21 protein-coding genes are annotated in these 20,831 nt (G+C 42.4%); 13 read left to right on the top strand and 8 right to left on the bottom strand.

Annotated elements, in window-relative coordinates:
* Positions 1-111 precede the first annotated feature (111 nt).
* Both NI469_RS13325 and NI469_RS13330 read left to right on the top strand, forming a co-directional pair.
* A complete protein-coding gene (locus tag NI469_RS13325) occupies positions 112-939 on the top strand; it encodes a hypothetical protein (protein WP_253175444.1) in 828 nt (275 codons plus the stop codon).
* A gap of 94 nt (positions 940-1,033) precedes the next feature.
* Positions 1,034-1,255, top strand: a complete 222-nt coding sequence (locus NI469_RS13330; RefSeq protein WP_044108897.1) for a hypothetical protein — start codon at positions 1,034-1,036, stop codon at positions 1,253-1,255.
* A 199-nt stretch (positions 1,256-1,454) separates the two neighbouring features.
* On the opposite strand, the gene NI469_RS13335 is transcribed toward NI469_RS13330, so the two are convergent.
* Positions 1,455-2,318, bottom strand: coding sequence for an alpha/beta hydrolase family protein (locus NI469_RS13335; protein WP_253175446.1), 864 nt, complete (start codon positions 2,316-2,318; stop codon positions 1,455-1,457).
* Between the two features lie 118 nt (positions 2,319-2,436).
* Here NI469_RS13335 and NI469_RS13340 point away from each other — a divergent pair, with 118 nt between their 5' ends.
* Positions 2,437-2,895, top strand: coding sequence for a hypothetical protein (locus tag NI469_RS13340; protein WP_253175448.1), 459 nt, complete (start codon positions 2,437-2,439; stop codon positions 2,893-2,895).
* Between the two features lie 113 nt (positions 2,896-3,008).
* Here the strand turns inward: NI469_RS13340 and NI469_RS13345 are convergent, their stop codons facing one another.
* Together NI469_RS13345 and brnQ are read right to left on the bottom strand one after the other, a co-directional pair.
* Complete coding sequence (locus NI469_RS13345; protein WP_004645284.1) at positions 3,009-3,227, bottom strand: hypothetical protein; 219 nt, start codon at positions 3,225-3,227, stop codon at positions 3,009-3,011.
* 593 nt (positions 3,228-3,820) lie between these two features.
* Positions 3,821-5,107 carry a branched-chain amino acid transport system II carrier protein gene (brnQ, locus tag NI469_RS13350; protein WP_253173222.1) on the bottom strand — a complete coding sequence of 429 codons (1,287 nt, stop codon included), beginning with the start codon at positions 5,105-5,107 and terminating at the stop codon, positions 3,821-3,823.
* Between the two features lie 350 nt (positions 5,108-5,457).
* Between brnQ and map the strand changes: the two genes are divergently transcribed.
* The gene (gene map / locus NI469_RS13355; RefSeq protein ID WP_004645281.1) at positions 5,458-6,252 is read left to right on the top strand and encodes a type I methionyl aminopeptidase; all 795 of its coding nucleotides are present in this window, start codon (positions 5,458-5,460) and stop codon (positions 6,250-6,252) included.
* Between the two features lie 250 nt (positions 6,253-6,502).
* Here the strand turns inward: map and NI469_RS13360 are convergent, their stop codons facing one another.
* The 4 genes from NI469_RS13360 to NI469_RS13375 form a co-directional block, all read right to left on the bottom strand.
* Positions 6,503-7,402, bottom strand: a complete 900-nt coding sequence (locus NI469_RS13360; protein ID WP_253175450.1) for a LysR substrate-binding domain-containing protein — start codon at positions 7,400-7,402, stop codon at positions 6,503-6,505.
* An 85-nt stretch (positions 7,403-7,487) separates the two neighbouring features.
* Positions 7,488-8,192, bottom strand: a complete 705-nt coding sequence (locus tag NI469_RS13365; protein WP_253175451.1) for an SIR2 family NAD-dependent protein deacylase — start codon at positions 8,190-8,192, stop codon at positions 7,488-7,490.
* Positions 8,193-8,211: 19 nt separating this feature from the next.
* Positions 8,212-9,144, bottom strand: coding sequence for an alpha/beta fold hydrolase (locus NI469_RS13370; protein WP_253175453.1), 933 nt, complete (start codon positions 9,142-9,144; stop codon positions 8,212-8,214).
* 20 nt (positions 9,145-9,164) lie between these two features.
* Positions 9,165-9,707 (bottom strand): PadR family transcriptional regulator, encoded by a 543-nt coding sequence (locus NI469_RS13375; protein ID WP_004278730.1) that lies wholly within the window; start codon positions 9,705-9,707, stop codon positions 9,165-9,167.
* A gap of 166 nt (positions 9,708-9,873) precedes the next feature.
* Between NI469_RS13375 and NI469_RS13380 the strand changes: the two genes are divergently transcribed.
* From NI469_RS13380 to NI469_RS13390, 3 genes are all read left to right on the top strand, one after another.
* Positions 9,874-11,898: an NADPH-dependent 2,4-dienoyl-CoA reductase gene (locus NI469_RS13380; protein ID WP_253175455.1), complete on the top strand. Its 2,025-nt coding sequence runs from the start codon at positions 9,874-9,876 to the stop codon at positions 11,896-11,898.
* Positions 11,899-12,084: 186 nt separating this feature from the next.
* Positions 12,085-12,495 (top strand): nuclear transport factor 2 family protein, encoded by a 411-nt coding sequence (locus tag NI469_RS13385; RefSeq protein WP_253175457.1) that lies wholly within the window; start codon positions 12,085-12,087, stop codon positions 12,493-12,495.
* Between the two features lie 70 nt (positions 12,496-12,565).
* Positions 12,566-13,678 carry a YheT family hydrolase gene (locus NI469_RS13390; RefSeq protein ID WP_004645273.1) on the top strand — a complete coding sequence of 371 codons (1,113 nt, stop codon included), beginning with the start codon at positions 12,566-12,568 and terminating at the stop codon, positions 13,676-13,678.
* A 55-nt stretch (positions 13,679-13,733) separates the two neighbouring features.
* On the opposite strand, the gene NI469_RS13395 is transcribed toward NI469_RS13390, so the two are convergent.
* Positions 13,734-14,168, bottom strand: coding sequence for a hypothetical protein (locus NI469_RS13395; protein ID WP_005097096.1), 435 nt, complete (start codon positions 14,166-14,168; stop codon positions 13,734-13,736).
* A 226-nt stretch (positions 14,169-14,394) separates the two neighbouring features.
* On the opposite strand from NI469_RS13395, the gene NI469_RS13400 reads away from it, so the two are divergent.
* The 6 genes from NI469_RS13400 (at position 14,395) to rodA (ending at position 20,607) form a co-directional block, all read left to right on the top strand.
* Positions 14,395-16,035, top strand: coding sequence for a CTP synthase (locus NI469_RS13400; protein WP_005097095.1), 1,641 nt, complete (start codon positions 14,395-14,397; stop codon positions 16,033-16,035).
* 31 nt (positions 16,036-16,066) lie between these two features.
* Positions 16,067-16,924, top strand: a complete 858-nt coding sequence (gene kdsA / locus NI469_RS13405) for a 3-deoxy-8-phosphooctulonate synthase (protein WP_253175465.1) — start codon at positions 16,067-16,069, stop codon at positions 16,922-16,924.
* Between the two features lie 59 nt (positions 16,925-16,983).
* Positions 16,984-18,273, top strand: a complete 1,290-nt coding sequence (gene eno, locus NI469_RS13410) for a phosphopyruvate hydratase (protein ID WP_044108918.1) — start codon at positions 16,984-16,986, stop codon at positions 18,271-18,273.
* A 7-nt stretch (positions 18,274-18,280) separates the two neighbouring features.
* The gene (locus NI469_RS13415) at positions 18,281-18,673 is read left to right on the top strand and encodes a septum formation initiator family protein (protein ID WP_004645271.1); all 393 of its coding nucleotides are present in this window, start codon (positions 18,281-18,283) and stop codon (positions 18,671-18,673) included.
* Positions 18,642-19,355 (top strand): 2-C-methyl-D-erythritol 4-phosphate cytidylyltransferase, encoded by a 714-nt coding sequence (gene ispD / locus NI469_RS13420; protein ID WP_253175467.1) that lies wholly within the window; start codon positions 18,642-18,644, stop codon positions 19,353-19,355. Before NI469_RS13415 ends, ispD begins: the two co-directional genes overlap by 32 nt.
* Positions 19,356-19,467: 112 nt before the next feature.
* Positions 19,468-20,607, top strand: coding sequence for a rod shape-determining protein RodA (gene rodA / locus NI469_RS13425; RefSeq protein ID WP_004645269.1), 1,140 nt, complete (start codon positions 19,468-19,470; stop codon positions 20,605-20,607).
* Positions 20,608-20,831 lie beyond the last annotated feature (224 nt).

Consider the following 20,831-nt stretch of genomic DNA (forward strand, 5'->3'; position numbering starts at 1 on the left):
CGTGCCATTGAAAATATAGAAATAAAAATAACTCAAAGGAGGATTTTAAGTATTTAAAACCAATTCTTCAAATGAGGACACGCCCTAATAAAATATAAAAGTAAGTATTTTATGTTAACTGCCTATCATGTAGTTAAACAGACAATTGAAAACCCATTACAAAATACCTCACCTTTTTGGATTAGGTCCAAAGAAAAACATATAGAAAGTATTGATGATTTTTTAATGCCCAAAAAAGTTTGGTTTATTGGTGAACTAATTCCTGATGTAATAGGTTGGCAAGATTATACTGATGTAGTTCTTATTGAAATGTTTGATCCACATAAAAATTTTATTCCAGATAATTATGTTGATATTACTGAAAGAAGAGAATGTACTGAAATTCTATCTTCAAAGAAAATTTTCGAAGGTCAATTGTTAGCTGCTTCTGGTTATCCTTTAGAAGCTAATACATTTGAATATGAGGTAGTGCCGGAGGGCTATTCTCATGCAACTAATTTACAGCGACATCATGATATTGGAATATGTTTATTTGATGAGTATGGACATCCATATATAGATTATGAACAGTGTTCACATATGTTTACTGGAATAACATATGATCATAATGGAATGAGTGGGGGTGCTATATATAATTTTGAATCCAATAGTAAAGCAAAACTAGTGGGAATGGTTTTGAGTGGTAACAACAAGATAATCAGATTTATCCCAATATCAAACATTTTAGCTCATATACGTAACTACGATAAAGCAAGTTTTATAATTTTAGATTATGAAGAGGCTGTTCTAAAAGGATATTTGGAAAGATCAGGGGCATATTGTGTAGAAACAATGCAGACATGTTTGGATAAAATGTTGAGTGTACAGGGGGATTATGAGGTGTATAAAGATTGGCTCAAAAATAGAAAGCTCAAAACTCCAAAGGTAGGATATTTTTAAAAAACAGGAAATAAATAATTGTAATATTTTTATTAAGCTAAATAACTAAAGTAATATCTAACTTTATATTGGTTGGAAAAGTGGTTAAAGTAAAATGCCCAAACAATCCCGCTTCCTCTGTATTGGTGGTTTCCTCAACGGAACGCAGGTCAAAGACCAAGGTGATAACTTCACCTGTGTTGAAAATACCAAACAAGTGACTTATCACAAACGTGAAATCTTCCATCCTGATTCATGGGATCATGACTATTATGTTTGTGAAACCACGACTGAGAAACAAGCTCGAAACTGGGTCTATGACATTGAGTCAAAATAATATTTAATTCGATAAAGAAAGACATGGGTTGGCGTTATCGTCAGCCCATTTTTATATACGTTTTAAAATATTCAGACAATAAAAAGCCCCATGGTTAGGGGCTAGTCGTATATAGGTCAAGCCCATATACTGTAAGAGGCTCATCTCAAACTGAGAGTATTAGAACACAGCAGCCTGCAAATAACCATCTAAATCTGATTTAAACAGTCAATTGTTGTTCAATCACCGGCCATAAATTCTGATGCGATTTCTTGAACATCAGCATATGACCAATGGTTTTATAGGCATAACTTTTAGGTCTAAGTTCAATTATCTGGGTTTTTGCGTTTGGATATAAACGCAGTAAATCTTTCACGTTGGCTTCCGTGGCAATTTCATCATCCGATGAACAGATTGAGGTAATCGGGCAGGTGACTTGAGCATGATAATCATGGGATGGTGCAATATTTTTACCAATCGCGTTGATTACATAACCCGGTTTACTACAGAACTGCGCCCATTCTCGTGCCACATCTTTAGGCAGGTTTTCACCCATACCAATCGCTTGAGTCGGGCCATAGCCTTTAGTGATGCGTGCCAGTGGGAAAATAACATTAAACATCACTGGCGCAAGTAACTTGGTTTTACCTTTGAGTCCTTTCACATGTCCAGTAGAGCCAGAGACGGCCACCACTTTTGCGACTTTATCGTAATTTGGCACAATACCTAAAAGCTGACCACCGGCACTATGTCCAAGTAGTATCACTTTTCTTGCATTGGTACGCGTTAATAAAGCATCAATCGCGGCCGGTATATCCAGTTGACCCCATTGCACAATACTGGCTTTTGAATTTTTCAACGGGCCATGTAGTGAATCACCAATCCCCCGGAAATCAAAGACCATAACGGCATAGCCTTGAGCTTGTAACCACACACAAAACTGATGATAAAACTGTTTAGTAATGCCAGTTGCCGGACAGACTAATACTGGAAGTTTTTCAGTTTCAGAAATAGCTGCATAAAAACGTGCACTTAAGCGATAGCCATCCTGACACTGGAGAGTCAATGTTTCAAATTCAGACATACGATACACTATGATTTTTATAATCCTGATGAAGCTTTTACTGTATAGATTTTTAGCAGGGTAGCTCGGGAAAAACATGACTTAAAAGTCAGTAAAATAATAGAGATGGAATAAAATTATGCAGCTAATGGAACTTGAGCTGGCCGTTAAAATCGCCATTATTTTTAGTGGAATATTTTTGTGGGTCGGGATGTTCACCGGCGTCTGGAAATATTGGCAGATTCGTCAATCGCCTCAGTCACGCGCACATTATTATGTCGATATTGCCCATCGCAGCAGCCTGCTTTATGCGCCCGCGACCTTAATTCTGGCAGTGCTGGCCTATTGTTCAGTGTTGCCGAGTATGGTGAATCTGATTTGCGTACTGGTCAATATTGTATTTTTCAGCTTCTCTATTGGGGCTTATATGTTGCATGGTTTCCTGCAAGACACGACGAATCAGTTTAAACAGCCGCATCAGCTGGGTAAGTTTTATTTGCCAGGAAGTTTGATGACTTTCGCCATGCTGGGTTTAATTGTCGCAGAATTAGGCGGGACAGGGATTTTGCTCTATGGAGCATTTATCGGATTATTTTAATCTTATTTTTATAGTTATTCTGAAAGGATACTGGAATGTTGGAAAGTTAAAACACTTTTTTCACCAGATGGATGATTGGCCAAATCATCCATCTGGGCTAATTTAAAATTTGTTTATCGGTATTTCTGGTCTATGGCAGCCCATAGGAAAAATGCAGCTGAGACAATCAGTGCATAGCCAAAGTATTCAAGTTTTAAATTACCTTGAATTAAGCAATGGACGGTTAAAGTCAGCATGAGTGCAAAAGTGGTGCATATAAATGTCACCAGATTGGTGTTGTTGGCTTTAAGAGCGTCAATGAAGACTTGCTTGTTGAAATGTAATGATAACATCTCCATCCCTCCCATTTATTTATGTTATTGAAGATTAAAGCAGATTTAATCAGTCAGAATTGAATATATAGTTGTACTGTTTAATTTGGACCTTTGCAACTGCTGTGGCAGGCTTTTACAGTCAAAATGGCCATCTTTAGTCGTATAACCACATAATCACTTGATTAGGCAAGAATTATATTTTCAGATTTCACCTCCAGTTAATTTTGGAAATAAGATGTAGTCATCATTTAATTAATGCGACCAGATAGAAAATGCAAATTTTACGCCAAAGATATGTAGGGTTAATCAATACTTTGTAAGTCTGCGTATGACTCGGAAGGGAACTTGGTTTAAGTTGGCAACAATAAGTATCTAACATCAGAAAATCAAAAGTTCTGTTTATATTTATATAAAAAATAAAATAATTAAAGTGCGATCTTATTTATAGAAACGATTTTTTATAGAAAATCTTAGTATCAAGATTTACAGCGGTGATTTGATGTCATTATTAAGAAACAATAAATGTCCGTTTGGGTAAAACCTGACAATTATTGATCACGCTCAAACCGGATTTTGGGTAAAAATACGATTTTTCAGACATCCTAGAAGTTTTAGTTTCTAATACGGTCAATCACAGCTGTAATCAGCAATACAATCATGGACGGGATAAACCAGGCCAGATTCTGATCTGATAGAGGTAAATTTTGCAGTAATGCAGGCAATTCAAAACCAGCGACTTTTAATCCATCAAAAATACCAAAGATCAAGGCCACCAGGGTCACTGGCGCAATCACATGAGATGGTTTCTTGAAGAAGTTTGCACAGAAGCTCAGCATAATGACGCTAATGGCAGGCGGATAAATCGCGCTCAAGACTGGAACCGAAACAGCAATCAGTTTGGTTAAACCCAGGTTTGAAATCACCAGTGAGAAGCCCACCAGAACAAATACAAAGATCTTGTATGGAATCTTGGTCAAGTTGGAGAAATACTCAGCACAGGCACAAGTCAGACCAATTGCAGTCACCATACAGGCAATAAAAATCATGCCAGACAGGAAGTAAGCACCCATATCGCCAAAAGCATGTTGTACATATGCATGCAGGATAATGGCACCATTGGCTGCATTTGGTGCAATCTCATGGCTACCTAGTCCAAGTTTAAACAGACTTAAATACACCAGAGTTAAACCAATACCAGAAATAATGCCGGCATTCACTGCATATTTGGTAATCAGTTTTTTATCGGTTACACCACGTGAAGTAATGGCTTTAACAATCACAATACCGAAAACTAAAGCGCCCAAAGTATCCATGGTTAAATAACCATTTACGAAGCCTTCAGTCACTGGACTGGTAACGTAATTATCGATCGCTGCAGGCGGATTGCTGGCAGGGATCATCACGGCTGCTACACCCAAAATTATCAAAGAAATAATTTTAAGTGGTGACAGGAAATAGCCGACGGTATCCAGAATCTTGTTTGGATATAAAGATACGATGGTCACCACAGCAAAATAGATGATGCTGTAAATGAGCAGGCTGCCAGATTCATTGCCAAAGTAAGATGAAAAACCGATTTCATAAGAAACGGTTGCGGTACGCGGCGTCGCAAATAAAGGGCCAACAGCTAAGTAACAGATTACAGTCAGCAAGATGCTGGCTGCTTTGCCAAGAGGCGAGCTTAGTGCCTGAATGGAACCTTCAACGCGAGACAACGCAATAATGGTAATCACGGGTAAGCCGACTGCTGTAATAAGGAAACCTAAAGCAGCGAGCCATACGTGTTCACCGGCTTGTTGAGCCACAATCGGTGGGAAGATAATGTTGCCCGCACCAATAAATAGTGCAAAGGTCATAAAACCTAGGGCGACAATATCCCGGGTACGCAGACTTGTCATAAAGGGAGATCAATAGAACAAAAGAAAGCGATTTTAGTGTATATGTCCAATTTTTTGGAGTTTATTTTAAGGCTGGAAGCCTTGATTCTAGTGAGTTTGCGGATCACATAACCGGTCATTCAAATCTTGGTAGAAATATATGTTTGATAATTCGCTGAAAAATATACTTTTCCTTACAAGCTCAAAAAATATCTGCACTTGATATCAAAATATGTCAGTTATTGTTTGTACAAATAAGCAGCAGTGAAAAGTCCTATTTCAAGGAAAATTGCTGTGCCGAAACTCAACAACTGCGACATATTTCGCAAAAAAGGGATTATAATTCAGGGATTCATAGTGAGGATAGGTATATGCGAGCTCCAGCGATAAGTCTTAAAACTGAGCAAGATGTTGAAAAACTGCGGATATCTGGGCGTTTGGCTGCAGAAGTTTTAGCGATGATCGGGGAGCATGTCAAGCCAGGTGTCACGACTGAATATCTGGATGATCTCTGTCATGATTTTATTGTAAATACCTTAAAAGTGACGCCTGCCAATATTGGCTATTATGGCTATACCAAAACCACCTGTATTTCACCGAATGAAGTGGTTTGTCACGGCATTCCATCATCGAAAGTCGTTCTGCAGGATGGCGATATTATCAATATTGATGTTGCCATTATTAAAGACGGTTATTTTGGTGATACAAGCCGGATGTACTATGTTGGAACTCCTTCTCCAGAAGCCAAGCGACTGGTCAATACCACCTATGAAGCCATGGTGGCCGGGATTCATGCGGTGAAGCCGGGCGCGACTCTAGGTGATATCGGCTATGCGATTCAAACGGTCGCACAGCGTGAAGGCTATTCCATCGTGCGCGAATATTGCGGTCACGGCATCGGTAAGGTCTATCACGAGCAGCCAAACATTCTGCATTACGGTCAGCCAGGTCAGGGCATTAAACTGGTTCCAGGCATGGTGTTTACCATTGAGCCGATGGTGAATATGGGAAAAGCCCGCGTCAAAGAGCTGAAAGATGGCTGGACTGTAGTCACCACGGATAAATCCTGGTCGGCGCAATGGGAACATATGGTCTATGTCACCGAAACCGGGTTTGAAGTCTTGTCGCCTTGGCCTGAAGGCACAGGTGAGTATCCGGAAATTTAAAATATTGATTGAATGATCTTTATTCAGATAATCCACTTACATAAATTACAACTCACTCGTTCTTGCTGACGAAAACATACAGAACACTACATTAAACAGTGGTTTAGGATTTTATATCTGATTAAACTAAGAGTCAGATACATAGGTTCCCTTTTTTTCGCTCACTATGCTGTAGTGAAAGTTTCTCTAGCTCATTTTTCCCCAAGAATGAGCTATTTTTTTTGTCTAGTTTTTCTCAAAAGTACTTCATTTAGCGCCGATTTAATTCAGCGACCAGATAATCAATAAAGACCCTTACTGCAGGTAATAAGCCGCGACGTGAAGGATAAACCACATGGAAAATACCATGCGGTGCTTTCCAGTCAGGAAGCACTCGAACCAGTTCACCACTTGCTACATATTGCTCGACCACATTATCTGGCAGCAAAGTGACGCCTGAGCCTGACGCGGCCAGTTGTGCTAGCATATTCAGGTCAGAACCCAGGACGGTTGGACTGACACGAATTTTTTTCTGTTCCTGCTGTTCATTTTGTAAGGTCAGAAACTGTTCGGTATGGTCTTCGGCCATACTCAGGATTTTATGCTCAGCCAGTTGCTCAGGGTTTTTCAGTTCACCAAATTCATTTAAGTAGCCCTGACTGGCGAATAGATGCTGCTCAATTTTTTCAAACTGGCGAATCACCAGATTCGGGTCATCATCCAGGCTGGAACGGACACGTAAGGCCAGATCAAAGCCTTCATTGATAATATCGACCCGGCGATTGGTGATCATCATCTGGACTTTAATTTCAGGATATTTTTTCAAAAAATCCGGCAGAATTTTTGCCAGTTCGTTCTGGGCAATAGACACTGGCAGACTGACTTTAATAGTTCCGCGCGGTTCGGTACTCAAATGGTCGACCAGATCATGCGCTGCCTGTGCAGCACTCAGCATGACTTGGGCATGCCGGTAAATATTCATGCCGATATCGGTGACAGCAAAATGACGCGAACTGCGCTGAATCAGACGTACGCCCAGGCGCTCTTCCAGATTAAACACCCGGCGGCTAAGTTTGGATTTGGGAATATCAGTTGCACGTTCGGCTGCACTAAAGCCGCCATGTTCCACCACCTGAGCGAAACAATAAAAGTCATCCAGATCAGACAGCATGGTTTAATTCCATTCTTGCAACGATAAGCTGATTAAAAATTGATTGTTGCATACTGTCAATCAGAGAATGTAGTGCATAAAGATTTTAATTCGCGGATTTCAGTAAACCTAGCAGTGTTTGCATGCCATCGGTCGCGTTTTGGGGGATTTTGTAAAACTGTGCAGGCAAATACTGCTGCTCGGCTTTCGGGTCGATGTAATAGGCCTGACAGTACGCAGGAATATCATGAATTAACCCGGCGACCGGATAAACCTGTAGGCTGGTGCCAATCACCACAAAAATATCGGCATCCTGTACACAGTCTTGGGCTTCTTCATACGCGGGCACGGCTTCGCCAAACCAGACCACATGCGGACGTAACGGATAGCCTGCCTTACAAAAGTGTTGATTTAAATCTAATTCAGCACCTTCAATTGGATAAAACTCGGTCGTGCTTTGTGCATCGGGGCCTGAGCTTTTGGCCAGACGAATATTGCCATGTAAATGGATCACCTTGGAGCTGCCGGCACGTTCATGCAAGTCATCAATATTTTGGGTGATTACATGCACATCAAAGTTATCTTCAAGATCCGCAATCACCTGGTGGGCAGCATTTGGCTGTGCTTCTAGAATATTTTTACGGCGGGCGTTATAAAAGCGTTGTACCAGTTGCGGATTTTTAGCCCAAGCCTCAAGTGTAGCCACTTCTTCTATACGATACTGTTCCCAAAGTCCATCACTGTCGCGAAAAGTATTAATGCCACTTTCGGCGCTCATGCCTGCACCGGAAAAGACCACCAGCTTTTTCATTGTTCTATCTCCTGAATCTTTAGGCAGCTGAAGTGCTAGATTGTGAATTTTCATTTAAAAAGATGCCAAGTTCTCGGGCAAATTTTAGCGGTTCAGTCAGTAAAGGTGTATGGCCGGATTTGCTGAAAAGTATCTGTTTGGCCTGAGGCAGGCTTTCTGCAATCAGGCGCTGACCTTCAAAAGGATATAGCTTGGATTGTACGCCGCTAAAGAAAGTCACCGAACAGCTGAGCTGGGCCAATGCCTCTCGGTAATCCTCACGATGGTATAAATAATTGTTGATATACCACGCCATATAATCCACCCGGCTGGAAGGCATTAACAGACTTTGCAGGCGAGGTTGATTCAAAATGAATTCGAAAGCTTTCAGACTATATTTTTGTTGATTTTGTAGCTGAATAAACTTTAGCCATATGGCGGCAATTTGTTTACGGACAGAAACGTCAAGATCACGGATCAATTCAACTTGCTGATATTGCGTAAGTAGGACAGAGAGCTGCTGCAGGATGTCGATAAATTCCTGATAACGTGGACCAAAAAGACCAAAATCCCAGGCATCATCGACCGGAATTTTGGGAGTCTGATCAATGTGCAAATAAGCAGAAATCTGACTGGAAAAGTTGTCATAATGCATGCCGTGCATTGCGGTGGTTGCACCCATGGAATAGGCAATGACGATGACTTGATCTAATTCTAGCTGGGTCAGAACTGAACGCACATCCAGCCAGTGACTGGAAATTGCATCGAGATCTTGCGGAATTTTACAGCGACTGGAAGCCCCAAAGCCGCGCCATTCTGGAATAATGAAACAGAAATTTTTCTGATGCGGATAGAGAAAAGCTTTCCATTGCCAGCTCAGCATGCCAAGTCCCGAGAGCACCAGTACAGGCTGTCCCTGACCATATTCGCGTACAAATAGCTGTTCACCATCGGGCATGCGATAAAAGGGCATGTGTGTCTCCGTATTTAGAATTATTTTGCGTCAAATTGTTTGAGTCGCGGAATGACTTGTTCCAGCCAGGAAATCCAGCCCAGTTCCTGATCAATCCCCAGTTGCAAAATCATTTTATGAATATACAGGGTACGGTCAGTTTCGTCCGCTTCGGCAAAGTCCTTGGCAAAAATCTGCTGATAGGTTTTCAGTTTTTCTTTATGCAGTTCTAGATGGCGTTCCAGCTCTGCCAAGGTGTTATTGCCACCAAGCTGGGCTTCGGCACGTAAACGCACCATCAGTTCTTCGCGCAGTTGTGCCGGTGGGCTTTGTTGCAGCATCCAGTTGGCCAGTTCTTCCCGGCCCAGACGTTCCACTTGATAAGTCTTTTTGCGGCTATTGGAATCTTCCTCTTCTAGCGTGGAAATCCAGCCTTTTTGTAGCATGGCATTCAGCTCGCGATAAATCTGCTGATGAGTTGCATTCCAGAAGAAGCCCATGGAACGGTCAAAGCGGCGGGCCAGTTCGATTCCGGTGCTGGGTTTTTCAATCAGGCTGGTCAATAAAACATGCGCTAAAGACATAAACGTCTCAAAAAAGTGACTCGGGATTATTATGCAACATGTTGCATAAAAATCAATTCTGGCATATAAATTAGTGCAACAAATTGCATTAAACTGGATGGGTTGAGGGATCAAACTGCCAGTTGCTAAAACAATAGCCAGCCTAAACGCACGCTCAGGAGTTGAAATGTCTAAATATCCGAATTTACTTGCCCCCTTGAACTTGGGTTTTACCACGCTTAAAAACCGCGTGTTAATGGGTTCCATGCACGTTGGTCTTGAAGAGGCACCCGGCGGATATGATCGGATGGCAGCTTTCTATGCAGAGCGTGCCAAAGGTGGAGTCGCTTTAATCGTCACCGGCGGGATTTCACCAAATGATCATGGGGTGACGTTTCATGGTGGTTCCAAACTTGACACTCTTGAAGAAGCTGAAAAGCATAAGGTAATTACCCAGGCCGTACATGAGGCAGGCGGGAAAATTGCCATGCAGATTTTGCATACCGGACGCTATTCTTATCAGGCTGAAAATGTCGCGCCATCCCCAATTCAGGCACCAATCAATCCGGTAAAACCGCATGCTTTGACTTCGGCTGAAGTGCAGCAAACCATTGATGATTTTGCCAATTGTGCCAAGCTGGCTAAATATGCCGGTTATGACGGTGTAGAAATCATGGGCTCGGAAGGCTATCTGATTAATGAGTTTATTGCCGCGCGTACCAACCATCGTGATGATGAGTGGGGCGGAAGCTATGCAAACCGCATCCGTTTTCCGATTGAAATTGTACGCCGTACCCGTGAAATGGTCGGTGAGAACTTTATCATTATTTATCGCCTGTCTATGCTGGATCTGGTCGAAGGCGGTTCAACTCTGGAAGAAGTCATCCAGTTGGCGAAAGAAATTGAAAAAGCCGGTGCGACCATTATCAATACCGGCATTGGCTGGCATGAAGCCCGCATTCCGACCATTGCCACGAAAGTGCCACGGGCGGCTTTCACTTGGGTCACGCGTAAGCTGAAAGGTCAGGTGAAGATTCCTTTAATCACTTCAAACCGTATTAATACTCCGGAAATGGCTGAATATGTATTGGCGTCTGGTGATGCTGATATGATTTCTATGGCCCGTCCGATGCTGGCAGACTCTGAGTTTGTCCTGAAAGCGGAGCAGGGTCGTAGCGATGAGATCAATACCTGTATCGGTTGTAATCAGGCCTGTCTGGATCATATTTTCTCAATGAAAATTGCCACCTGTCTGGTCAATCCACGTGCCTGCTATGAAACAGAGCTCATTTTTAAAGAAACCAATGTAGCAAAAAATATTGCCGTGATTGGTGCGGGTCCTGCAGGTTTAAGCTTTGCTGTATATGCAGCAAATCGCGGTCATCAGGTGACGGTATTTGAAGCCGCTGCTCAGATTGGCGGGCAGTTTAATATTGCCAAGACCATTCCGGGCAAGGAAGAGTTTTATGAAACCTTGCGCTACTTCAAGCGTCAGATTGAATTACAACCACGTATCAAATTGCAACTGAATCATAAGGCGAGTCTGGAAGAGCTGGCTCAGTCAAGCTTTGATGATATTGTGGTGGCAACAGGCGTGACACCACGTCAACTTGAGATTCCAGGTATTGATCATGCAAAAGTACTGTCTTATCTGGACGTTTTGAAAGAACGTAAGCCAGTGGGTCAGCGAGTTGCCATTATTGGTGCAGGCGGTATTGGTTTTGATACAGCCGAATTCCTGAGTCATGAAGGAGAAAGTGGCAGTATCAATCCGGAAAAATTCTATGATGAATGGGGTATTGATACTGACTATGAAAATGTCGGTGGCTTAAAAGCTGCAAATGTAGAAAAACCGCAACGTGAAATTTATTTATTGCAACGTAAAGCCGCTTCAGTCGGCGCAAGTTTGGGTAAAACCACAGGCTGGATTCATCGTACTGGTTTAAAACACCGTGATGTGAAAATGATTGCGGGCGCCAGCTATGAAAAAATTGATGATCAGGGCTTACATATAGTCGTGAATGACAAGCCTACTGTGCTGGAGGTCGATCATGTGATTATTTGTGCCGGTCAGGAGTCTTATACCGCCATGTTTGATGAGCTAAAAGCGGCTGGTAAAAATGTGCATCTGATTGGTGGAGCGAAAGAAGCGGGTGAGCTGGATGCCAAGCGTGCAATCCGTCAGGGTGCTGAATTGGCAGCGGTGATCTGAAAATATTAAAACCTGCTTTTTCCCCTCTCCTTTATTAAAGGAGAGGGTTAGGGAGAGGATTTGTAAGAAAGAATCCCCCCTTGCGAAGCAGTACTTCTCACCTTTAATAAAAGGGGGAATTCTGTCAATTAAAAGAAAGAAGTATTTAAGCTTTTATTAAAAAATATCAAAAAAAAGGAATCCAAAATGACCATCGAAAATACCAGAAAATCCATTGCACGCTGGCATGAGATGCTAGAAAGCCGTGATATATCGATCTTGAATGAGCTGCTTGCTGAGGAAGTAGTATTTCGTTCACCTGTGGCTTTTCAGCCTTATCCTGGAAAACAGGTGGTATTTTTTATTTTGACCAATGTCATTCAAGTCTTTGAAAACTTCACTTATCACCGTGAATTTATAAGTGAAGATGGTAACAATGTCGTACTTGAGTTTTCTGCCAATGTGGGCGATAAAAAACTAAAGGGAGTTGACATGATTCAGTTTAATGAAGAGGGTCAGATGATTGATTTTGAAGTCATGATCCGACCTAAGTCCGGACTTGAAGCCTTGGCTGTACAGATGGGCCAGCGGATGCAATCATTCCAAGCTAAAACTTAATTCTAACTATTGATTCAAGTCGGCATGAAATTTGTAAATCACAGCTAGTACAACTAGAGGGGGATGACAGATGAAAATGTTGCTTAAAAAATTGGGTCAGCTTTCCAGTGAATATCTGGATCGTTTCAGCGGAGCAGACGAACCGACCCTGTATTACAATCCGAATGGTGTATTTTCAGGACTCATTGAACGCTTACCGCAGTTGCAACAAAAATATCGTCCTACGCCTTGGTTAGCCAATGCACATGCACATATTCTGTATTTCGATTTAATTAAAAAACGTACCATTAAGCTGAAATATGATGCGCTTGAACAGCTGAAAATGTCAGATGGCGGCATTACCGGTATTGCCTGGTATGGACTGGATCTTCCGGCAAGTACGCCAACGATTGTCTTACTCCATACTATTACCGGTTCTCCTGAATCGATGCGTGAACTGGTTCGTGATCTGCATAAACATACCGGTTGGCGTGTGGCATTGTGTTTACGCCGTGGTCACGCAGACTTACCCATGCCTGTGCCTAAAATGAACCTGTTTGGTTCAACTCAGGATTTGCGTGAGCAGCTCTTGTATATACAGGACAGATTTCCTCAGTCCGATCTCTATGGGGTTGGATCTTCTGCGGGTACGGGATTGTTAGTGCGTTATCTGGGCGAAGAAGGTGAACAAACCCCACTCAAAGCGGCTTTTGCCTTATGCCCTGGCTATAACACTGAAACCGGTTTTGCCAATGTGCATCCGTTTTACAGTAAAGTCATGGCCAAAAAACTGATTAAGCGCTTTATTCATCCTTATCAGGAAACCTGGCAGGTCTGCCCAAGCTGGAAACAGTTATTAGAAGTTAAAGATCTGTCTGAATTTGAAAAACTTTATTTTGAACTGGCCGGATTTGCGGATTATGCCAGTTATACTCAGGCAACCAATCCGATTTATGTGTTTGAAAGTGTCAAAATCCCACTGATGATTTTAAATGCGGAGGATGATCCGGTTTGTCACATCCGAAATTTAGAACCTTATAAAGAAAAAATTCGGGCGATGTCTAATATTATGGTGATTACCACCAAAAAAGGCAGTCATTGCGGCTTTTATCAGGGCTTGATGCAAACCGAATCTTGGGCTACCCGACTAATGGCAGACTATTTGATTCACTTATCTCGTGCACCGGCAACAGTATCCGCTTAAAAAGTTCCAATAAAAAACCCAGCATCTGCTGGGTTTTTTTGATGAATTCTCTTGATTAATCAAGCGCTGGCATCGCTGCTGCAATGGCATCAGCCACAGCGTCTTCTTCAGATTTGTTTGAATCAGAGTTTGATTTAGGCGTTGCTGCAGGTTTTGAAGGCTCTGGAGCTGGATTGTTTTCTGACGGCGTTCTTGTTGGAGCTGGTGTAGCTTCAACAGGTTCAGGCTTCTTCACTTCACGACGAATTTCAGTCGTCGTGTTAGCTGTCTGTTCACGTTGAATTTCCACAGTTGTCTCTGGAACTTCTTCAATTACCGCTTCTTCTACCGGCTCAAGCGGTTCAAATTGTGCTGGTTCAGGCGTTACAACTTCAGGTGCTGGATTAACCTCAACTTGTTCTTCTTCTTTAGGTGCTTCTTTTTTTACACACGCAGTCAAGCTCAGGCCAGTCAGGATTACGGTACAGAGTAAAAATTTCTTCATCATCATTGCATCAAACAGAAAAGTGTGGAGGGGATTACACTATTATAGCAGCAAATTACAAGATAGAAATCATATGAACTTACAGTAATTTTTTATTGGAATTGCTGTTAGAATAGTCAATTGTTTATTGTTCTTTGAATTGATGCGGATTGACTTTGCTTTCTAGGTACAAGGTAAAGTAAAATTGCGCAACATTGCAGGCCGATTTAGGCTCGATTGTACGAGAAACCCAATGACCCATTTTATTTTCGTTACTGGTGGTGTAGTTTCATCACTAGGTAAAGGTATTTCAGCTGCTTCTGTTGCTGCACTTTTAGAAGCTCGTGGTTTAAAAGTGACCATGGTAAAAATGGATCCATACATTAATGTCGATCCAGGGACGATGAGCCCATTCCAACATGGTGAAGTTTTTGTTACAGAAGACGGTGCTGAAACAGACTTAGATTTGGGTTACTACGAACGTTTCTTGCGTCGTGCGAAAATGACCAAACTGAATAACTTCACATCAGGTCGTGTTTACCAAGATGTTCTGAACAAAGAACGCCGTGGTGACTATCTGGGTGGTACTGTGCAAGTTATTCCACACATTACTGACAATATCAAAGAGCGTGTCCTGCGTGCAGGCGAAGGCTATGATGTTGCGATTGTAGAGATCGGCGGTACAGTAGGTGACATTGAATCTCTCCCATTCATGGAATCTGTACGTCAGCTAATGGTTGAACTTGGTCATAAACGTACCATGTTAATGCACTTAACGTTACTCCCATACATTAAGTCTGCAGCAGAATTAAAAACCAAACCAACACAGCACTCTGTTAAAGAACTTCTGTCAATTGGTATTCAGCCAGACATTCTCATCTGCCGTACCGAGTACGATGTAGATGCAGATACTATCCGTAAAATTGCATTATTTACCAACGTTGAAGCACGTGCCGTTGTGGTATGTAAAGATGCACGTTCGATCTATCAGATTCCACGTACTTTCTACGAACAGAATGTTGATGATTTAATCTGCGAACGTTTTGGTTATAACGACCTTCCTGAAGCGGATTTAACCGATTGGGATAACGTGGTAGAAGCATTATTGAACCCAGAATACACCGTTCGTGTAGCGATGGTCGGTAAATATGTAGAACTTCCAGATGCGTATAAATCTGTGAACGAAGCACTTTTACATGCCGGGGTGAAAAACCGCGTTAAAGTCCAAATTGACTATGTCAATGCAGAAGAACTTGAAAGCCAGGACGTGAACGAAGTATTGAAAGATGCCGATGCGATTCTGGTTCCAGGTGGTTTTGGTGAACGTGGTACTGAAGGCAAAATGCAGGCGATTCAATTCGCACGTGAAAACGGTGTACCTTTCCTTGGTATTTGCTTAGGTATGCAGTTGGCTGTAATCGAATATGCACGTAATGTTGTGGGCATTAGCGATGCAACGTCGACTGAATTTAACCGTTCGACCAAATCTCCATTGATTGGCTTGATCACTGAATGGTTAGATGAGCGCGGTGAAGTTCAGCAACGTTCTGCTGACTCTGATTTGGGTGGCACCATGCGTCTAGGGGCTCAAAAATCTGAACTGGTTGCAGGCACAAAAACAGCTGAAATCTATGGTTCTGAAGAAATCATTGAGCGTCACCGTCACCGTTACGAAATGAACAACCGTTATATCCCATTGCTTGAAGAAAAAGGCATGAAGATTTCTGGTTATTCACCGGTACAGCATCTGGTAGAAACAGTTGAAATTCCTCAACATCCTTGGTTTATTGCGGTACAATTCCACCCGGAATTTACCAGCTCACCACGTGAAGGTCATCCATTATTTGCCGGTTTCATTGATGCTGCGAAAAAGCAGTACCAAAAAACTCAATAATCGGTGTGTAGGACACAACTAGGAAGTTTAAATGTCGCAATTAAAACCACAAGAAATTGTACGTTTGGGCGATATACAAATGGCAAATCATTTGCCATTTGTATTATTCGGCGGAATGAATGTACTTGAATCTAAAGACTTGGCTTTTGAGATCGCTGAGGCTTATGTCGATATTTGTACACGTTTGGGTATTCCCTATGTGTTCAAGGCCAGCTTTGATAAAGCCAACCGTTCAAGCTTGAACTCGTTCCGTGGCCCAGGCCTCGACAAAGGTCTCGAGTGGTTAGCTGACATTAAAAAACACTTTAATGTGCCAATCATCACTGATGTACACGAGCCGTACCAGGCGGCGCCTGTTGCAGAAGTGGCTGACATTATCCAGCTGCCGGCTTTCTTGAGTCGTCAGACGGATCTGGTGGAAGCCATGGCAAAAACCGATGCCATCATCAACATCAAAAAAGCACAATTCCTTGCACCACACGAAATGCGTCATATTTTGCATAAGTGTCTGGAAGCAGGAAATGACAAACTGATCATTTGTGAGCGTGGTTCAGCATTTGGCTATAACAATCTGGTTGTAGACATGCTGGGCTTCGATATCATGAAAGAAATGAATGTGCCTGTGTTCTTTGATGTGACGCATGCCTTGCAAACTCCAGGTGGCCGTGCCGATTCTGCTGGCGGACGCCGCGCCCAGATTACCACATTGGCGCGTGCAGGTATGGCAACCGGTCTTGCAGGTTTGTTCCTGGAAGCACATCCTGATCCAGAGAAAGCCAAGTGTGATGGCCCATGTGCATTGCGCATGTCTCAACTTGAGCCTTTCTTGGCACAGCTAAAAGAATTGGATACCTTGGTCAAAGGTTTCGAAAAGTTAGATACACACTGAGTTTATCACTCTTGCGCTGCCGTATAGGCAGCTCATATTAATCAACTGAGGAATAGTTCATGAGCCAAATCGTTGACATTCGTGCACGTGAAATTTTGGACTCTCGTGGTAACCCTACCATCGAAGCAGACGTAATCTTAGCATCTGGCGTAGTTGGCCGTGCATGTGCACCATCTGGTGCTTCAACTGGTTCTCGTGAAGCTTTAGAACTTCGTGATGGCGATAAAGCGCGTTACTTAGGTAAAGGCGTTAAAACTGCGGTAAATAACGTAAATACGTTAATCCGTGACGCTTTGGTCGGTAAATCAGTATTCGAACAAAAAGACATCGATAACACGATGATCGCGCTTGACGGTACTGAAAACAAAGAAAAACTAGGTGCAAACGCAACTTTGGCAGTGTCTTTGGCTGCTGCTCGCGCTGCTGCTGAAGAAAAGAAAATTCCTCTTTTCCAATACATCGCAGATCTTCGCGGTCAAACGATTCTAACTATGCCTGTACCAATGATGAACATCATCAATGGTGGTTCACATGCAGACAACAACGTCGATATTCAAGAATTTATGATTGAGCCAGTAGGCTTCACTTCATTCTCTGAAGCACTACGTGCCGGTGCTGAAATCTTTCATTCACTTAAATCAGTTTTAAACAAAAAAGGTTTAAACACTGCGGTAGGTGATGAAGGTGGTTTTGCGCCGAACTTGCGTTCAAACGAAGAAGCAATCACGGTTATTCTTGAAGCAATTGGTCAAACTGGCTACAAAGCAGGTTCTGACATCATGCTTGCGCTGGATTGTGCATCTTCAGAATTCTACAAAGACGGTCAGTACATTCTTGCAGGTGAAGGCAACAAAGCGTTCACAAGCAACCAGTTCTCTGACTATTTAGCAGGTCTGGTAAACCAATACCCAATTATCTCGATTGAGGATGGTCTGGATGAATCTGACTGGGAAGGCTGGTCTTACCTGACTTCTATTCTTGGTGACAAGATCCAGTTGGTTGGTGACGATTTATTCGTAACGAATCCTAAGATTTTACAACGTGGTATTAATGAGAAAGTTGGTAACTCGATCTTAATCAAATACAACCAGATCGGTACCTTGACTGAAACTTTAGATGCGATTTATCTTGCGAAAGAAAATGGTTACTCTACTGTAATTTCACACCGTTCAGGTGAAACTGAAGATTCAACGATTGCTGATCTTGCAGTAGGTACAGCAGCGGGTCAAATCAAGACTGGTTCACTTTGCCGTTCTGACCGTGTAGCGAAATATAATCAATTACTTCGTATTGAAGAATTGACTAATGCTGCATATCGCGGTAAAGCTGAGTTCAAAGGTTTGAACTAAGCGACTTATGTCAATGTTAAATGTATTCGACTCGACTGCGAGTAAAGTACTGTTGGGCCTTGCGATCATTTTGATCGCAGGGTTTCAATATTTATACTGGTTTGGTGAAGGTGGTTATCATGATCATCAGCAACTGACCCAGAAAATCCAGCAACAAATGGAATTGAATGATGAACTAAAAGAGCGTAATCGCGTTCTGGCGGCAGAAGTTTATGATTTGAAGAATGGTATTGAAGCCATCGAAGAACATGCGCGTTTAGATCTTGGCCTGATTAAGCCACGCGAAACTTTTATTCAAATGAGCACGATCAGTACTCAATATAAACCGATCTATCTTAATCCTAATTCTAAAGTAGACCTGCGAACCAATGAGTCAGCTGAAGCACCAACCACACCCTAAACTTTGGGTCATTCTTCCAGCTGCAGGTTCCGGTAGCCGTTTCTCCAAAACAGAACTGAAACAATATCAGATGATTCAAGAGCGAACTGTTCTTGAACATACGGTGGCTCGTCTGAATCAACTACCTTTGACAGGTTATGTTCTGGCGATTGGTGAACAGGACAACGTCGCAAAAACGCTACCATTTTCCAGTCTGGAGAAAGCCCATTTTTGTTTGGGTGGTGCCGAGCGGGTGAATTCCGTGTTAAATGCACTGAACTATTTATCTCAAATCGCTTCTGAAGATGAGTGGGTGCTGGTACATGACGCGGCGCGTCCCTGTGTTAGTCAGGATTGTCTGCAACAACTGGTCAATACGGCAATTTTACAGGATCAGGCTGCGATTCTGGCGATTCCAGTAAGAGATACACTTAAGCGTGTAGTAACCAATTTTGATATTGAGGAAACAGTGGATCGTTCAATGCTCTGGCAGGCACAAACACCACAAATGGCGAAACTGGGAGTCTTAAATCGTGCTATTCAACAAGCATTGAAAGATGGTGCCACGATTACCGATGAAGCCAGTGCGCTGGAACATATCGGTAAGCCGGTGAGTGTAGTACAAGGTCGTTCCGATAATATTAAAATTACCTATCCGGATGATCTGGAACTGGCCAGGCTGATTTTACAGGCTCAGGCTTAAAAATATATTCAAATAATATTTAAATAAAAGCAGAATAAATCTGGCTGTAGCGATCTATTCGCTATAGCTTTCACTTATAATTTTGCCATCATTCTTTTTCACCTTTTGGCCAATGATACCTTCACAGCAGTATCGGTTTTTACGTCACTCTTTGCGTGATGGACGTAGTATTAACCCGCAAGATTCATCTCGATGGACCAAGTTGCACCTTGATCCCTGGTTATTGTGCTTTCTAGTTCTCAATGCAATCCTGGGTTTAATGGTGGTGTATAGCGCGACATCCGAAGACTCTGGCATGGTGGTGCGTCAGGCGATCAGTTTTGGAATTGGTTTTGTGCTGCTGTTTATCTGTGCGCAGATTCCACCGAAAGTCTATCAGGCGATTAGTCCATACCTGTATGCCTTCGGGATCTTCATGCTGCTTCTGGTCTTTGTGATTGGTGAAAAACGTTTGGGTGCAACCCGCTGGATTACCTTGCCAGGGGTGGGAAGCATGCAACCGAGTGAGGTGATGAAATTTGCCATGCCTTTGATGATGGCATGGTATTTTGCACGTAAGCCATTTCCTCCCAAATTTTTGCATATTGTCGGGGCTTTGATTCTATTGGGCGTACCATTTGTTTTGGTGGCACTTCAGCCTGACTTGAACATTGGCTTGGTAATTCCTGGTATTTTTGTTCTATTTTTAAGTGGGATGTCGTGGCGTCTGATTGGTGGTGCAGCAGCGGCGGTAGCTGTGGCAGCTCCGGCTGCATGGATGTTCGTGCTACAAGAGTATCAAAAAAAACGTATTACCACGTTATTTGATCCGGAATCGGATGCCTTGGGTGCAGGCTGGAATATCATCCAGTCCAAAATTGCGATTGGTTCAGGTGGTTCCACGGGCAAAGGCTATACCGAAGGTACCCAATCACATTTAGGTTATCTGCCTGAACATCATACTGACTTTATTATGTCGACTTATGCTGAAGAATTCGGTTTTATCGGTGTTTTCCTGCTGTTTAGTTTATTCACTGCCATTATTATTCGCTGTCTGATGATTGGTTTAAACAGCTTTCATAACTTTGGCCGTTTATATGCTGGAGCCATGGGACTGACTTTCTTCTTCTTTGTATTTTTAAACTCAGGCATGGTGAGCGGGATTTTACCTGTAACTGGAGATCCATTACCGCTCATGAGTTATGGTGGAACGGCAGTGATTTCCATGCTGGCCGGGATGGGCATTGTGATGTCGATTCATACTCATCGATAAGTCATTCTAAAAGTCGGACTGGTTCCGGCTTTTTATATACTTAAAATAAGTTGTTTTAAAAATCCTGTTTTGGCCAGAAGAAAAAAGAAGAATATTTTAGAATTCGTATGAAATTAAAAAGCCCTCAAATGAGTAATGCCAGTCAGTTAAGAAATTGACTGGCATTTTCTTGGATATTTTTGTGCTTTAATTTTCACTACTCGCGGACATTGCCTTTGCCTTTT

The sequence above is a fragment of the Acinetobacter lwoffii genome (assembly GCF_024129735.1).
Classification (GTDB): Bacteria; Pseudomonadota; Gammaproteobacteria; order Pseudomonadales; family Moraxellaceae; genus Acinetobacter; species Acinetobacter lwoffii_H.

Coding starts and splice junctions, on each gene's coding strand:
- NI469_RS13325 (WP_253175444.1), top strand. CDS start 112: ATGTTAACTGCCTATCATGTAGTTAAACAGACAATTGAAAACCCATTA.
- NI469_RS13340 (WP_253175448.1), top strand. CDS start 2,437: ATGCAGCTAATGGAACTTGAGCTGGCCGTTAAAATCGCCATTATTTTT.
- brnQ (WP_253173222.1), bottom strand. CDS start 5,107: ATGACAAGTCTGCGTACCCGGGATATTGTCGCCCTAGGTTTTATGACC.
- NI469_RS13365 (WP_253175451.1), bottom strand. CDS start 8,192: ATGAAAAAGCTGGTGGTCTTTTCCGGTGCAGGCATGAGCGCCGAAAGT.
- NI469_RS13370 (WP_253175453.1), bottom strand. CDS start 9,144: ATGCCCTTTTATCGCATGCCCGATGGTGAACAGCTATTTGTACGCGAA.
- map (WP_004645281.1), top strand. CDS start 5,458: ATGCGAGCTCCAGCGATAAGTCTTAAAACTGAGCAAGATGTTGAAAAA.
- NI469_RS13345 (WP_004645284.1), bottom strand. CDS start 3,227: ATGTTATCATTACATTTCAACAAGCAAGTCTTCATTGACGCTCTTAAA.
- NI469_RS13335 (WP_253175446.1), bottom strand. CDS start 2,318: ATGTCTGAATTTGAAACATTGACTCTCCAGTGTCAGGATGGCTATCGC.
- NI469_RS13330 (WP_044108897.1), top strand. CDS start 1,034: ATGCCCAAACAATCCCGCTTCCTCTGTATTGGTGGTTTCCTCAACGGA.
- NI469_RS13415 (WP_004645271.1), top strand. CDS start 18,281: ATGTCAATGTTAAATGTATTCGACTCGACTGCGAGTAAAGTACTGTTG.
- eno (WP_044108918.1), top strand. CDS start 16,984: ATGAGCCAAATCGTTGACATTCGTGCACGTGAAATTTTGGACTCTCGT.
- rodA (WP_004645269.1), top strand. CDS start 19,468: ATGATACCTTCACAGCAGTATCGGTTTTTACGTCACTCTTTGCGTGAT.
- NI469_RS13375 (WP_004278730.1), bottom strand. CDS start 9,707: ATGTCTTTAGCGCATGTTTTATTGACCAGCCTGATTGAAAAACCCAGC.
- NI469_RS13360 (WP_253175450.1), bottom strand. CDS start 7,402: ATGCTGTCTGATCTGGATGACTTTTATTGTTTCGCTCAGGTGGTGGAA.
- NI469_RS13395 (WP_005097096.1), bottom strand. CDS start 14,168: ATGATGATGAAGAAATTTTTACTCTGTACCGTAATCCTGACTGGCCTG.
- NI469_RS13380 (WP_253175455.1), top strand. CDS start 9,874: ATGTCTAAATATCCGAATTTACTTGCCCCCTTGAACTTGGGTTTTACC.
- kdsA (WP_253175465.1), top strand. CDS start 16,067: ATGTCGCAATTAAAACCACAAGAAATTGTACGTTTGGGCGATATACAA.
- NI469_RS13390 (WP_004645273.1), top strand. CDS start 12,566: ATGAAAATGTTGCTTAAAAAATTGGGTCAGCTTTCCAGTGAATATCTG.
- ispD (WP_253175467.1), top strand. CDS start 18,642: ATGAGTCAGCTGAAGCACCAACCACACCCTAAACTTTGGGTCATTCTT.
- NI469_RS13385 (WP_253175457.1), top strand. CDS start 12,085: ATGACCATCGAAAATACCAGAAAATCCATTGCACGCTGGCATGAGATG.
- NI469_RS13400 (WP_005097095.1), top strand. CDS start 14,395: ATGACCCATTTTATTTTCGTTACTGGTGGTGTAGTTTCATCACTAGGT.